Genomic DNA, 13,227 nt, shown 5'->3' on the forward strand with positions numbered 1-13,227 from the left:
TTTTGTATTAAACTTTAATGAAGTACAAAGATACCAAATTAAGTTCAGCTTGCATATCTCAAATTACTATGTGCTAATAGGTTCAATTTATAGGATGCAGGCATAACAGATTGGCTTAGATAACAAATTAAATATTGAAAATGTTATCTTAGCGGCCAAAGAAAATTGCCCAATGATCAAATGGCTTGCCGCAGTGCTGGGATATATATACTTTAGGTTTCCCGGTGCTATTATAGGATTTATTATAGGTTCATTACTGGATAATTATATCCGGTCTTCCGGGGGTATTTTTAATTCAATGCTTGGTGGACAAAAGCAAAGTGTTTCTCCAGGGGATTTTGAATTAAACCTTCTCTCCCTGAGCTCCATTGTTATTAAGGCTGATGGGAATGTCTCACAGCAGGAACTGGATTATGTAAGATCCTATTTTATTCAGGCTTATGGAAAGGAACGGGCAAATGCTACGTTTAGAACCTTTAATGAAGTGGTAAAGAACAGGCAGGTTTCTGCTTCAAATGTTGCCAGATATCTTGCTGCAAGAACTAAATATCCTACTAGGCTGCAGATTATCCATTTTTTATTCGGAATTGCCCAGGCAGATGGTCGGGTTAGTGAAGCGGAAGCTAAGATAATTAGAGATATTGCTGGATATCTTCAAATTGGGGCCAGAGATTTTGAGAGTATTAAAGCGATGTTTTTCAAAAGTACAGACAGTGCCTATACGATCCTGGAAATTGAAAAATCTGCCAGTGATGCCGAAGTGAAAAAAGCTTACCGAAAAATGGCTAAAAAATACCATCCCGATAAACTGGGCCATATGGATGAGGCTTATAGAAAAGGTGCTCAGGAGAAATTCACTAAAGTTCAGGAAGCTTACGAACAGATCCAAAAGGAGAGGGGATTATAAAGAAAAGCCCCCCGAAAAAAATCGAGGGGTCTTCCAACCAAGGCTAATTATGAAAAAACCCAGGAGCGTAAAAACGCTCTATTAGCCTTTTATTAATAGTTTCATTTTTTCTGAAGTAAGATATTCGTGACTTTTTTTTCTTACTCTAAAATCGGTATCCAGAACCATCACCACCGGAAATGAAACAGGCTTATCTTTTCGGCTTGCTAACATTAACGGGATTTGATGAATTCCGTTACGTTTTGTCTTACTTTGCTCATTGGTAAATGTTTGTCCTTCGAAATTTATAGTTTTCGTGCTTTCAGCATTCATCTTAACTGCATAATATTTTTCATTTATTGAAGAAATGATCTCCTGATCTTTAAAAGCATTTCTATCCATTTTTTTGCAATACACGCACCAGTCTGTATAGAAATAGATCACTACAGGTTTGATCTCAGATTTTAAGGAGTCTTCGAGTTCTTCAAATCCAATCCATTTTATTTCATTCTGAGCATTTATAGACTGAAAGCCTAGAATTAGTAGTATTATAATGAGTTTTTTCATCATTCTATAGATTAGTTATGGAGGTTTCCAAATTTAATTCCGAAGAAAAAAGTACGGGGTCTGGAAGGTCCATAGATGTAATCTGAATCCCGTGTAGGGCCGGAGTCAAAATCATCCTGATATGCATTGAACACATTCTGGACACCCGTACTTAGATTAACATGAAAGTTCTCTGTTATATCTATATGCTGACCTAATTTTAAGTTCATATCCCAAAAAGCAGGGGACTCTCTAAGCTCTAAAAATCCATTGGCGTTGATCACCTTTGGGATGGTCATTTTACCAGTATAAGTTCCTGTTAGATCCAGTGAAAAATCTTCGAACGGCGAAGTATTAACATTTAAATAGCCGTAGAAATCAGGATTCCTTACAAATTCAGTGATAATGATATCCTCTTCTGTTGTTGAGGTAGGATCGGCTTCATATAGAATCTGATCTTCTTTGTAAATAGACTGCTGGAATGTTCCACCTACCTGAAATGTAAGGTCTGAAGAAGGGGAAACACCGATTTCAAAATTTGTACCGGTAACATAAGCGCCGCTTCCGTTTCTAACTTCTTTCAAGATAGAACCATTAGGCAAACTTGCTCCTGTACTCACAGTGGTAAAAGGATCTTTTAATTCAGTATAAAAACCCTCTAAAAGAAAATCGGTTTGTAATTTATTGATGCTTTTGGAATAATTGAAAGAAGCAGTATAAGCATTGGAGTATTCTGTCTCAAGATCATCAGAAAGGATCACAAATTGCGGTTCTCCACCTACCGAAGATATGTGAAGATCTTCATTAAAAGCCTGTGGTGCCCTAAAACCTCTTGCATAGCCACCCCTAAACTGTAATTCTTCGGTGATATCATATAAGACAGTTAATCTAGGACTTAAGACGGTTTCTGCAATTTCAGATTTTCGCTGAATATTTTCCACGGCATAATTCCCGGAAACATCAATATGGTCTAATCTTGCACCTAAAAGAGCTGTGAAATCATCCAGCGGTTTCCATTCATACTGGGCAAATGCCGCATAAGAGTTCACTTCCTGATCTATATCTCTTTGATAACCCGCTATATCATCTTCTGTATTGCTATGATTATATTCAACACCTGTGGTGAGTACATCCTGGTTTTTAAAATTCCTTGTGTACTGAAAGCCTCCTAATAGAGCTACATCATTTGTATTTCCGTAGGCATTGGATGCTGAAATGCTATCCTGTGCAGTGCGCCCACCTCCCAGGCCTCCGTAATAACTTTTTCTATCTGTATGTTGCCCTGAAATATATACCGAATAGTTATTGCTCAAATCTGTATTTGCAAAATCATAGGTAAGTCCCCCAATAAAAGTGTTGTGATCCAGCTGCTCGGTGATATCGGTTAAATGGGGAGCCAGCTCCAGGCGATCTCCACCTCTTCTATATTCTTTAAGAGCGGTTAGATCCAGGGTGATTTTACTGGTCTCTGAAGGTTTTAAAAATGCTTTGGCTCCAAGGGTATTATTAGTAAGCTCGGTAATTTCTGTAAATCCATCACCGTTTGCATCGTATGCAGATCTGTCTCGATTCATCCCGTAGATAGTAACTCCGCTGTTAAGATCTTCAGATACCACAGAGCCGGCCAGATTTAAGGTGCGATCCGGTATTTTACCATCTATTAAGGAGATATTGTTATTAATGCTCCAGGTATTTAAAACGGGTTCTTTTGTAATTATGTTCACCGTTCCGGCAATGGCGTTGGAGCCAAATAAAGCGGAACCTCCACTACGTACCACTTCTACACGATCTAATATGGAGGTTGGTATTTGTTCCAGTCCGTAAACGCTGTTCAAGGCACTAAATACCGAGCGGCTATTAATGAGAACCTGGGTATAACTACCATCAAGGCCATTTAAGCGTACCTGAGTAAAGCCGCAATTCTGGCAATTTGTTTCAACTCTTACTCCGGGTTGAAAGTTTAAGGTTTCCGCTACCGAAACCGATTGTGTGGCATTGAATAGTTTTGAATTCAATACATTCACAATCACAGGAGCGTCCTTTAGATTTATCCTGTTTCTAGTGGCACTAATCACTACCTGATCTAAGCCCAATGCATCTTCTTCCATTTCAATTTGCAGTAATTTATCTGAAAAATTCTGAGGATCTATAGATATGTATTGGGTTTTAAAACCAATTGCCTGAATGGTAAGGTTTACTTTCTGTTCATCCAGTTGAATAGAAAATTTCCCCTGAAGATCAGCGCTGGTACCTTTATTTGTTCCTGAAACCAAAACATTTGCAAATGGTATAGGCCTTTCGCTGTTGGTTACAGTCCCGTTCACCTCAATATTTTGAGCGACAACTGTAGAACACAAAAGACTAAATATGATTCTTATTAGGTTATTCATTAAATTAATTTTATGCAAAGTTATAAAAATATTTTAGTCTCATCTAAAAAATTGATTAATTAAATTAAAAAATGTATTTTTGGCCTAATTAAAATTTATTTGATGTTCAGCTTATCCGAAGAAAACTATTTAAAAGCCATTTTTCATCTTGAAACAGCTTATAAAAGTGGTGTAAGTACAAACGCTCTGGCAGAAGAAATGCAAACCAAAGCATCTTCTGTAACAGATATGGTTAAACGACTTTCAGATAAGGATCTGGTGAATTATAAAAAATACCAGGGAGTTAAATTAAGCGAGGCCGGTAGAAATGCCGCTATAGAGGTCATTAGAAAACATCGTCTCTGGGAGGTTTTTCTGGTGGAGAAGCTTGGTTTTAACTGGGATGAAGTTCATGAAATAGCAGAGCAACTTGAGCATATCAAGTCTGAAAAATTAACCAATGAGCTTGATAAATTCCTGGAATACCCTAAAAGAGATCCGCATGGAGATCCAATTCCTGATGCCCAGGGAAATTTTACGGTAGCCAACCGTATGCTTTTATCTGACCTTAAAAAAGGTGAGATAGGAATTTGCGTTGGGGTAAAAGATTCTTCAGCAGAGTTTTTACAATACCTGGATAAAAACCAAATATCTCTTGGAAAAGAGATCAGAATACTAGAGAAAGAAGATTTTGATAAGTCCATGTTGATTGAAATGAATGGCAATGAATTGAGGATATCTAATCAAATATCAACGAACCTATTTATTAAAACACTATAGAATGAACATTATAATAGACTATTTTGAATCACTAGATCCAGTATATGCAGCCTTTCTTGCGACACTTTTTACGTGGGGACTTACAGCTTTAGGTGCGTCACTGGTATTCCTGTTTAAAGGGATGAATAGAGCCTTTTTTGATGGAATGCTTGGGTTCACAGGTGGGGTTATGGTGGCTGCCAGTTTCTGGAGTTTGCTTGCGCCAGGAATAGAAATGAGCCCGGGAGAAGGATTTGAAAAAGTAGTTCCAGCCTTAGTTGGATTTGGCCTTGGAGCACTCTTTATATTTGGACTGGACAAGGTCTTACCTCATTTACATGTAAACTTTAAGATGAGTGAATCTGAAGGAATCAAAACTCCCTGGCATAAATCTGTTCTATTGACCCTGGCTATTACTTTACATAACATTCCTGAAGGTCTCGCCGTAGGTGTTTTATTTGGTGGTGTAGCTGCTGGATTTGACGGTGCTACCATTGGTGGTGCGGTAGCCTTAGCTATGGGAATCGGACTTCAGAATTTTCCTGAAGGTTTTGCGGTGGCGATGCCACTAAGAAGGCAGGGTTTAAGTAAATGGAAGTGCTTTAACTATGGACAACTTTCTGCAATCGTGGAGCCGGCAGCAGCCGTGTTAGGTGCCTGGGCTGTCCTTACTTTCGAACCCATCCTACCTTACGCCTTATGTTTTGCTGCTGGTGCGATGATCTTTGTAGTGGTAGAAGAAGTGGTTCCCGAAGCACAACAAGGTAACTTTACCGATATTTCTACCATGGGCTTCATTGGCGGGTTTATGATCATGATGACCCTGGATGTAGGTCTTGGATAAAATATTTGCAACGATTATAGCTGTGTGTCGTCTTTATAATAAAGACCTTTATGAAGATGACAATGCTCTTTCTTGTAATATTTAATTCGATACTGGTATTTAATCAGGATACAAAGTCATCAAAATATAATTATCATAGCGCCACACTTTGTGCCGGAGATACTATGAGATTTGGTGATAAGGAAATTAAGTTCAAAAAAGTAATTTCAGATTCCAGATGTCCCGCGGGAGATGCTGTCACCTGCATATGGGCTGGCGAGGTAACCGTCTTAGTCGAGTTCTATGAAGATGGAAAGTTAAAAGGTGAAAAAGTGGTAGCAGGAACTAATAGATTAATGGGCGAAACAGAGATTTTAGCTAGTGCTGCTATTTCCCTTTCAGAATTTTCTAAAGTGAGTGATCTTAGTATTAGTGGTGTAAAAGTATTACCATATCCCCGGGGCAGAGTAAAAATATCTCCTGAAGAATATAGCTTAAACCTCAAAATTTCAGAAAAGGTAGAAGCGAATTAGTCACCACAACCACATTCTGAAACTCCGCAAGACCCTGCTTTCTTTTTACCTCCTAAAAATGCAGGTTTCCATACAAATTTTGTAATAATATAACCTACCGCGGTTAGAAAAGTTATAAAGACCAGTATTTCTTGTAAAAGTTCCATGTTCTTTCAGTCGTTTTGAATAAAGTTCCTTACTATTTTAATAATTGAAATGCTATTAGTGCAACCACGTATGCAAATGCACTCATAATAATGAGTTGCAATAAAGGCCATTTCCAGGTATTCGTTTCTTTCTTAACAATGGCGAGTGTACTCATACATTGCATAGCGAAAGCATAGAATAACAATAAGCTTACTCCGCTGGCAAATGTGAATAAGGGACCGCCAAGTACAGGATTGGTTTCAGCGGCCATTCTATTTTTAATAGTTTCTTCTTCGTCACTACCTACGCTATAGATCGTGGCTAATGTACCCACAAAAACTTCCCTTGCTGCAAATGAACTAATGATCGCAATTCCTATTTTCCAGTCATATCCTAAAGGAGCTACGGCAGGTTCAATCCCTCTACCCATGATCCCTATGTAAGAGTTTTTCAGTTTGAAGGAAGCTATCTCTTCATCCAGTTCATTTTGAGTGATATTGCTTTCGGCATCATATTTAGATGAAATGATTTCTTTGGCATTATCAAAATTATCGCCAGGACCATAACTTGCTAATACCCATAAAATCACAGATATCGCCAGGATGATCTTTCCGGCGCCAAAAACAAACGATTTTGTCTTTTCAACTACATTTATCGCTACGTTCTTTATCATTGGTAGCTTGTAATTTGGCATTTCAATCACAAAGTAACTTTTGGTCTGGGACTTCATAATTTTATGAAGTAGCCATGCCGAAAAAATCGCCATACCAAATCCTAAAAGATAAAGGATCATAAGGGTAATTCCCTGCAAATTAAGACCCAGGTAGGTCTGGTCTGGGATTACCAGAGCGATAATGATAAGGTACACTGGTAAACGGGCTGAACAGGTGGTAAAAGGCACAACCAGAATAGTGATTAGGCGTTCTTTCCAGTGCTCGATATTTCTGGTGGCCATTACTGCTGGAATTGCGCAGGCGGTACCGGAAACTAAAGGTACCACACTTTTGCCGCTAAGTCCAAACCGACGCATAATTCGGTCCATTAAGAACACCACTCTACTCATATATCCCGATTCTTCCAGAATGGAGATAAAAAGGAAAAGAAAGGCGATTTGTGGTATAAATATGACGATTCCGCCAAGTCCCGGCACAATACCTTCAGAAATAAGATTAGTGAACGCTCCACTGGGTAAGGTGTCCTTGGTCCACTCGCTCAATGAAGCGAAGGCAGCATCGATCATATCCATAGGATAGCTGGACCAGCTGTAAATTGCCTGAAAGATCAATAATAAGATTCCGAAGAAAATAAAATATCCCCAAACTTTATGGGTCAAAATACTGTCTAACCTGGATCTTAGATCGGTGGCTGCATTTTTATCTACAACGAGGGTCTCACGCAGAATACCATTTATAAACTGATATCTTAAAATCGTTTCCTTTTGCTGGAGACGTTTAAGATCGCTCACCGATTTGGTATGGAAATCAGAATTATTTTTTAGTTCGCCCCTGTTAATATTTCCGAAGTTGACATCCTGTGTGATCACCAGCCATAATTTATATAGAGACTGATTAGGAAAAGCCTTTCTAAGGTTTCCGAAATATTCAGGATCTATTACCGAAGCATTTACGCAAGGTTCAACAGGAAGATGTCGGTAATTTATAATAAGTTCCTTCAGGTAATCTATTCCCATCCTCTTACGGGCACTTACCAGGGCAATCTTAGTCTTAAGACGTTCTTCTAAAAGTTCTACATCCAGTTTGATCCCTTTACGATCCATCCTGTCTGCCATGTTGACTACAAGTATGGTGGGAATCCCAAGATCTTTTATCTGGGTAAAAAGAAGGAGGTTTCGTTTCAGATTTTCAACATCGCTAACTACTACTGCAACGTCAGGAAAGTCTTTGTCATTTTTATTGAGAAGCAATTCAATAACCACATTCTCGTCAAAAGATGAGGCATTGAGGCTATAAGTTCCCGGAAGATCCAGAATGTGGGCTTTTAATCCGCGGGGAAGTTTGCAAATCCCCTCTTTCTTTTCTACGGTAATACCAGGGTAGTTACCAACCTTTTGGTTAAGGCCTGTTAACTGATTAAATACAGATGTCTTGCCGGTGTTGGGATTTCCAATTAAAGCAACATTAATTTGCTTACCCATATTAGCCTATTAATTCAATTTCTATTAGCAGTGCGGTTTCTTTTCTAATGGCCAGGTGACTCCCGTTAATATTAAGGTACATAGGGTCATGGAATGGCGCAGTTTGAACCAGCTCTACTTCGTTTCCGGGAAGGCAACCCATTTCCAGAAGCTTTAAAGGAACCATATCTGCCGAGAATTCTTTAATAATTCCCCGCTGCCCCTTTTTAAATTAGCAACAGTTACCTTCACTTTTTATTTAGATTGATTTTAAACAAGGCAAAAGTAATGGAATTTAGACCAATACAAAAGTTAAAGACGGGAAATTATTGGCGGTACTCAGTCTTGAGTATTTTGAGGTCGTGCATAAGGGTTTCAATGGCTTCAGGATCTGTCCCGTCATAAAAGCCACGAATTTGCCTGTTCTTATCAACAAGAACAAAATTCTCTGTATGTATCATATCGTAAGGACCGCCATCACCCTGAGATTTAGTAGCGAGATAGGATTTACGGGCAAGTTCATAGATCTCTTTTTTATCTCCTGTGACCAGATTCCATTTTTCATCGATCACTCCTTTTTCTTCGGCATATTTTTTTAAAACCGGAATACTGTCTGATACTGGAAAAACAGTATGGGACAATAGATAAACATTTTTATCATCTTTAATTTTTTCCTGAATTTCTACCATATGATCTGTCATAATCGGGCAAATGGTCAGGCAGGTGGTAAAGAAGAAATCGGCTATATAGATCTTGTCTTTATAGAATTCTTCGGTAATCGTCTCACCGTTTTGATTTATCAGGCTGAAATCGGCGATCTTATGATATTTTCTAACATATTGTACGGTAGAATCAACAAGTTCAGCATTTACCATATCGGGTTGAAAAACAGGAAGACGTTCATCTGGTTTCAGTAATGTATAAATACAGAAAACGATAATTGCCGAAAGAATAAAGAAAACGATGGCAAAGGTTTTATATCGAGCAAAAAACTGAAGCATACCTTAAATTTCTGCAAAGTTATAGCCTGTGGCTTAAATAGTCGAATTCTGGATGTGAAATTTTTATTCGAAAGAAATCCCTTGAAACTTAAACTTTTGTAGGAGCTTTTAAAAACTTACTTTTGTGCGATTTTAAATTTGAAGTTAGCTGATGGATCCATTTATAGTAAAAGCCATACAATTAATATTAAGCCTTTCCTTTTTGATCGTTCTTCATGAATTAGGTCACTTTGTACCGGCAAAACTTTTTAAGACCAGGGTAGAAAAATTCTTCCTGTTCTTCGATGTGAAATTTGCTCTTTTTAAGAAAAAGATCGGGGACACTGTATACGGAATTGGCTGGTTACCTCTTGGAGGCTATGTGAAGATCTCGGGGATGATAGATGAAAGCATGGACAAGGAGCAGATGGCCCAGGAACCAAAAGATTGGGAATTCCGGAGCAAGCCGGCATGGCAGCGATTAATCATCATGCTGGGCGGAGTTACTGTAAATCTGGTGCTTGGTTTCCTTATATATATGATGATCATGTTCGTTTGGGGAACTGCTTATGTAGGTCCAGAAGAAATGCCGGAAGGTTTTGCGGTGGTTGATTCTTTTGAAGAATATGGTTTTGAAGATGGCGACAGGATTCTTGAGGTAAATGGAAAAGAGTTTGAAAACAGCCTGGATATCAATAAACATCTGTTTATGCGAGATGTTCAGAATATCACTGTACTTCATGAAAACGGTTCTGAAGAAACTATTGCTATCCCAGAGGAAATTGGGACGCAAATGTTTGAACAGGGAATTATGCAGCCATTTGTGCCAATTATGGCTCCCGTACTAGATTCAGTGCCTACTGGCCTGGCAGCTGAAAACGCCGGACTAAAAAAGAATGACAAGATCCTTTCTATTAATAATAAGGAAATTGGTTACTGGCATGAGATTGCTCCTGTAACTTCGGAAAATAAAAATAAGGAAGTTGAGCTTGTTTACGAGAGAAACGGCGAGATAAAAAGCACTAAAATCACACCCGATGAGGAAGGGAAAATAGGTTTTATTAAAAACTATGACTTTGATGTTCAGAGAAAGAAATTTGGTTTGGTGCAAAGTATTAGTAAGGGCTTTGATTATGGTTACTGGACCTTAAGAGATTATGTGTATCAGTTCAAATATGTTTTCACCAAGAAAGGTGCTTCTCAACTAGGAGGCTTTGGAGCAATTGGCGGACTATTTCCTGACACCTGGAACTGGTATGGTTTCTGGAATACTACGGCATTGCTTTCTATCATCCTGGCATTCATGAATATTTTACCAATCCCGGCATTAGACGGAGGGCACGTAATGTTCTTATTATATGAAATGATTACGGGGAGAAAACCTAACGATAAATTTATGGAAGTTGCACAAATGGTAGGCTTCTTTTTATTGATCGCCCTGGTGCTCTATGCCAACGGGAATGATATTTATCGGGCTATATTCGATTAAATTTTAGATAAATATATAACCAAAGCAGCGCAATTGCGCTGCTTTTTGTTTTTAGAACATTATTTTAAGCCAGGTGATTTGGCTCACTTTAAAAAAGAATCGATATTTAGATCGATTTGATATAGGTAAAATGAAAGCGGAAGGAAAACAAAGATCTAAAATGAAAGATACCGGCAACTTCAGCCGGAAAAAGCTTCTAATTTTTAAAATTTCGGCGGTTTTTCTTGCATTGATGTTTATTGTTTTGCTGGAAATGATCTTAAGATTTACTGGTTATGGTTCAGATTTCCCACTTTTTATAGAAGCTGAAAATAAGCCCGGTTATCTTTATATGAATCCCAATGTTTCAAATAAGTATTTCTTTGGAACCAATAATGCCACTGCGGGATATCGTGAACTTTTTAAAGCTGAGAAAGACAGTGAAACTAAACGAATCTTTGTGCTTGGGGCATCCACCGGCATAGGCTATCCGTATCTTAAAAACGGGTCTTTTCACAGATGGCTTCAATATGCGATGAATGAAAATTTCCCCGAGCAGAATATTGAAGTTATCAATTTATCCTTAACAGCGATCAACTCATATACCCTGAAAGATTTTGCCAAAAAACTTTCGGCCTATCATCCAGATGCAGTTCTTATCTATGCAGGTCATAACGAATATTATGGTGCATTGGGGGTAGGTGCGGTGAATTCGCTTGGCGGCTATCCTGCTTTGGTGAATATTGCGCTTCAATTACGAGAATATCGTTTGGTGCAATTGATATCTGGCGGAATTGGGAAAATTCAGTCGTTATTCAAAGCTAAAAATCAAAAAGAGGAAACCCTGATGAAGAAAATGGTGGCAGAGCAATCAATTTCATTTGGCTCTGAAACTTACAGAGATGGTATCGAGCAATTCAGATATAATTTTCAGGAACTATTGGAGAATTTAAATCAAAACGATATTCCCGTTTTTCTAAGTACGATCGCGAGTAATGAGAAAGATATCAGGCCTTTTATTAGCGATAGTACCTCCATGGGAAAATCCGCAAATGATTATTTTTTAACGGCTAAAGATGATTACGAGAAAGCGAATTACCAGCAGGCAAAACAAAATTTTATAAAAGCAAAAAACCTGGATATGCTGCGATTCAGGGCACCTTCTGAAATTAACGAGATCATAAGGTCTTTTGAAACAAATGAGAATGTATATCTGGTAGATTCAGAAGTGATTTTTACTGAAAATTCACCTCATTTAAGCATAGGAAATGAATTGCTGGTAGAGCATGTGCATCCCAATTTACAGGGTTATTCATTGATTGGATATAATTTTTATGAAGCTCTTAAAAACAACAATGTTCTGGATCTGGATTGGAAAAGTTCCTGGACTTTAAAAGAATTCAGATCAAAAATGCCGGTTACTGAACTTGATTCTTTACAGGGTGCTTATGAGGTTATGATGCTTAAACAAGGCTGGCCTTATTACGAGCAGGTAAGATTTGATAGTTCTAATCTTAGTATTCCTGAAAAAATTGCCGGCCAGTTAGCTTTGAGGAAGATTAGCTGGGAACAGGCTATGGAATCTTTGTATGGACACTATTATAATATCCAGGATTTTGAAGCAGCTTTAAAGATTTCTGAAGCGATACTTCTCGAATATCCAAACGAACCGGAATTCTACATAAAAGCAGGAGATCTGGCAGCGAAAATAAATGATTCAGAAAAGGCGCTTAACATCTATAAGAAGACTTTTAAACTGAAACCTTCGGTGACTGTGGCAAGAAAGATCACGGTAAATTTAATAAAGAGCGATCAATTTTTAGAAGCTATTTCATATCTTGAATTTATAGAAAAAAAAGACCCTGGTGATATCATAAGTAAGAAATTGAGGTCAGATTTAGTTTCGATCTCCGTCGATTCAGTATCAAATAAAAAGCTAATACTTGCCGAAGTTTATTATCAGGTAGGCATGAATGAAAGATCTAAAAAGCTGTTGGACGAATTTTTAAAAATAAATCCTGAAAATGCCGAAGCCAGAAATCTGCTTAAAAAATTGTAATTTGAATCTATGGAAACCTTAAAGGAATTTTGGCTATTTTTAAGATCCAGAAAGAAATACTGGATGATCCCAATCCTGCTGATGCTCTTATTTGTTAGTTTTCTAATCGTCTTAACGGCAGGTTCTGCTTTAGCACCTTTTATTTATTCTCTTTTTTAACTAAATATGCTCCATTTAACTCGACGCCAATATCTGGAAACCGGCATTTTACTGGCAATTGTTATGGTTGTCTACGCATGGTATGTTCAGGAATGGATATTTAGCCTGATCGCGGCCGGAGTCTTACTGGTTTCTTTGATTATTCCAGTTCTTTTCAAACCAATCGCATTTTTGTGGTTTGGACTGGCGAAAATCCTGAGCTTTATTACCTCTCATATTATACTAACGTTACTTTTCTTTTTTTTGGTTACACCGGTTGGAATTTTCAGAAAAATGCTGGGCAGGGATTCTTTACTATTAAAAGGTTTCAAAAAATCTTCTGATTCTGTAATGCAGGAGCGAGATCATACCTATACATCTTCAAATTTAAACAACCCGTTTTAAT

General features: G+C 37.9%; 14 protein-coding genes. 8 read left to right on the forward strand and 6 right to left on the reverse strand.

Annotated elements, in window-relative coordinates; all coding sequences use genetic code 11:
* Positions 1-172: 172 nt before the first annotated feature.
* Positions 173-907 (forward strand): TerB family tellurite resistance protein, encoded by a 735-nt coding sequence (locus BLT95_RS10905; RefSeq protein WP_089666165.1) that lies wholly within the window; start codon positions 173-175, stop codon positions 905-907.
* Positions 908-988: 81 nt separating this feature from the next.
* Here BLT95_RS10905 and BLT95_RS10910 read toward each other — a convergent pair whose 3' ends face one another.
* Positions 989-1,456 (reverse strand): thioredoxin fold domain-containing protein, encoded by a 468-nt coding sequence (locus BLT95_RS10910; RefSeq protein ID WP_231896356.1) that lies wholly within the window; start codon positions 1,454-1,456, stop codon positions 989-991.
* 8 nt (positions 1,457-1,464) lie between these two features.
* Positions 1,465-3,822, reverse strand: coding sequence for a TonB-dependent receptor (locus BLT95_RS10915; protein WP_089666167.1), 2,358 nt, complete (start codon positions 3,820-3,822; stop codon positions 1,465-1,467).
* A gap of 102 nt (positions 3,823-3,924) precedes the next feature.
* Between BLT95_RS10915 and BLT95_RS10920 the strand changes: the two genes are divergently transcribed.
* Genes BLT95_RS10920 through BLT95_RS10930 form a run of 3 tightly spaced genes read left to right on the forward strand, consistent with a single transcriptional unit; the run spans position 3,925 to position 5,916 of the window.
* A complete protein-coding gene (locus BLT95_RS10920; protein WP_089666169.1) occupies positions 3,925-4,581 on the forward strand; it encodes a metal-dependent transcriptional regulator in 657 nt (218 codons plus the stop codon).
* Between the two features lies 1 nt (position 4,582).
* Positions 4,583-5,404 carry a ZIP family metal transporter gene (locus tag BLT95_RS10925; RefSeq protein ID WP_089666171.1) on the forward strand — a complete coding sequence of 274 codons (822 nt, stop codon included), beginning with the start codon at positions 4,583-4,585 and terminating at the stop codon, positions 5,402-5,404.
* 50 nt (positions 5,405-5,454) lie between these two features.
* The gene (locus BLT95_RS10930; protein ID WP_157718049.1) at positions 5,455-5,916 is read left to right on the forward strand and encodes a hypothetical protein; all 462 of its coding nucleotides are present in this window, start codon (positions 5,455-5,457) and stop codon (positions 5,914-5,916) included.
* Here BLT95_RS10930 and BLT95_RS14405 read toward each other — a convergent pair.
* The 4 genes from BLT95_RS14405 to BLT95_RS10945 form a co-directional block, all read right to left on the reverse strand.
* Positions 5,913-6,062 carry a hypothetical protein gene (locus BLT95_RS14405; protein WP_172822588.1) on the reverse strand — a complete coding sequence of 50 codons (150 nt, stop codon included), beginning with the start codon at positions 6,060-6,062 and terminating at the stop codon, positions 5,913-5,915. The two genes, BLT95_RS10930 and BLT95_RS14405, sit on opposite strands and share 4 nt — an antisense overlap.
* 32 nt (positions 6,063-6,094) lie before the next feature.
* On the reverse strand, positions 6,095-8,197 hold the full coding sequence (feoB, locus tag BLT95_RS10935) for a ferrous iron transport protein B (protein ID WP_089666174.1): 2,103 nt from the start codon (positions 8,195-8,197) through the stop codon (positions 6,095-6,097).
* Between the two features lies 1 nt (position 8,198).
* Positions 8,199-8,363 carry a FeoA family protein gene (locus BLT95_RS10940; protein ID WP_231896357.1) on the reverse strand — a complete coding sequence of 55 codons (165 nt, stop codon included), beginning with the start codon at positions 8,361-8,363 and terminating at the stop codon, positions 8,199-8,201.
* A 139-nt stretch (positions 8,364-8,502) separates the two neighbouring features.
* The gene (locus BLT95_RS10945; RefSeq protein WP_089666175.1) at positions 8,503-9,177 is read right to left on the reverse strand and encodes an SCO family protein; all 675 of its coding nucleotides are present in this window, start codon (positions 9,175-9,177) and stop codon (positions 8,503-8,505) included.
* A 151-nt stretch (positions 9,178-9,328) separates the two neighbouring features.
* On the opposite strand from BLT95_RS10945, the gene rseP reads away from it, so the two are divergent.
* The 4 genes from rseP (at position 9,329) to BLT95_RS10960 (ending at position 13,226) form a co-directional block, all read left to right on the forward strand.
* Entirely contained in the window at positions 9,329-10,645 is a 1,317-nt protein-coding gene (gene rseP, locus BLT95_RS10950; protein WP_089666177.1) for an RIP metalloprotease RseP, read from the forward strand.
* 130 nt (positions 10,646-10,775) lie between these two features.
* Positions 10,776-12,683, forward strand: a complete 1,908-nt coding sequence (locus BLT95_RS10955) for a hypothetical protein (RefSeq protein WP_089666179.1) — start codon at positions 10,776-10,778, stop codon at positions 12,681-12,683.
* Positions 12,684-12,692: 9 nt separating this feature from the next.
* Positions 12,693-12,842: a DUF5989 family protein gene (locus tag BLT95_RS14550; protein ID WP_262490114.1), complete on the forward strand. Its 150-nt coding sequence runs from the start codon at positions 12,693-12,695 to the stop codon at positions 12,840-12,842.
* Between the two features lie 6 nt (positions 12,843-12,848).
* Positions 12,849-13,226, forward strand: a complete 378-nt coding sequence (locus BLT95_RS10960) for a hypothetical protein (RefSeq protein WP_089666181.1) — start codon at positions 12,849-12,851, stop codon at positions 13,224-13,226.
* Position 13,227 lies beyond the last annotated feature (1 nt).

The organism is Gramella sp. MAR_2010_147 (genome assembly GCF_900105135.1).
In the GTDB taxonomy this organism is placed as follows: domain Bacteria; phylum Bacteroidota; class Bacteroidia; order Flavobacteriales; family Flavobacteriaceae; genus Christiangramia.

Bases quoted from the DNA above. Each gene is read 5' to 3' on its own strand.
- BLT95_RS10930 (WP_157718049.1), top strand. From the start codon at position 5,455: ATGAAGATGACAATGCTCTTTCTTGTAATATTTAATTCGATACTGGTA.
- BLT95_RS10920 (WP_089666169.1), top strand. From the start codon at position 3,925: ATGTTCAGCTTATCCGAAGAAAACTATTTAAAAGCCATTTTTCATCTT.
- BLT95_RS10960 (WP_089666181.1), top strand. From the start codon at position 12,849: ATGCTCCATTTAACTCGACGCCAATATCTGGAAACCGGCATTTTACTG.
- rseP (WP_089666177.1), top strand. From the start codon at position 9,329: ATGGATCCATTTATAGTAAAAGCCATACAATTAATATTAAGCCTTTCC.
- BLT95_RS14405 (WP_172822588.1), bottom strand. From the start codon at position 6,062: ATGGAACTTTTACAAGAAATACTGGTCTTTATAACTTTTCTAACCGCG.
- BLT95_RS10940 (WP_231896357.1), bottom strand. From the start codon at position 8,363: ATGGTTCCTTTAAAGCTTCTGGAAATGGGTTGCCTTCCCGGAAACGAA.
- BLT95_RS10945 (WP_089666175.1), bottom strand. From the start codon at position 9,177: ATGCTTCAGTTTTTTGCTCGATATAAAACCTTTGCCATCGTTTTCTTT.
- BLT95_RS14550 (WP_262490114.1), top strand. From the start codon at position 12,693: ATGGAAACCTTAAAGGAATTTTGGCTATTTTTAAGATCCAGAAAGAAA.
- BLT95_RS10905 (WP_089666165.1), top strand. From the start codon at position 173: ATGATCAAATGGCTTGCCGCAGTGCTGGGATATATATACTTTAGGTTT.
- BLT95_RS10910 (WP_231896356.1), bottom strand. From the start codon at position 1,456: ATGATGAAAAAACTCATTATAATACTACTAATTCTAGGCTTTCAGTCT.
- BLT95_RS10925 (WP_089666171.1), top strand. From the start codon at position 4,583: ATGAACATTATAATAGACTATTTTGAATCACTAGATCCAGTATATGCA.
- BLT95_RS10955 (WP_089666179.1), top strand. From the start codon at position 10,776: ATGAAAGCGGAAGGAAAACAAAGATCTAAAATGAAAGATACCGGCAAC.
- BLT95_RS10915 (WP_089666167.1), bottom strand. From the start codon at position 3,822: ATGAATAACCTAATAAGAATCATATTTAGTCTTTTGTGTTCTACAGTT.
- feoB (WP_089666174.1), bottom strand. From the start codon at position 8,197: ATGGGTAAGCAAATTAATGTTGCTTTAATTGGAAATCCCAACACCGGC.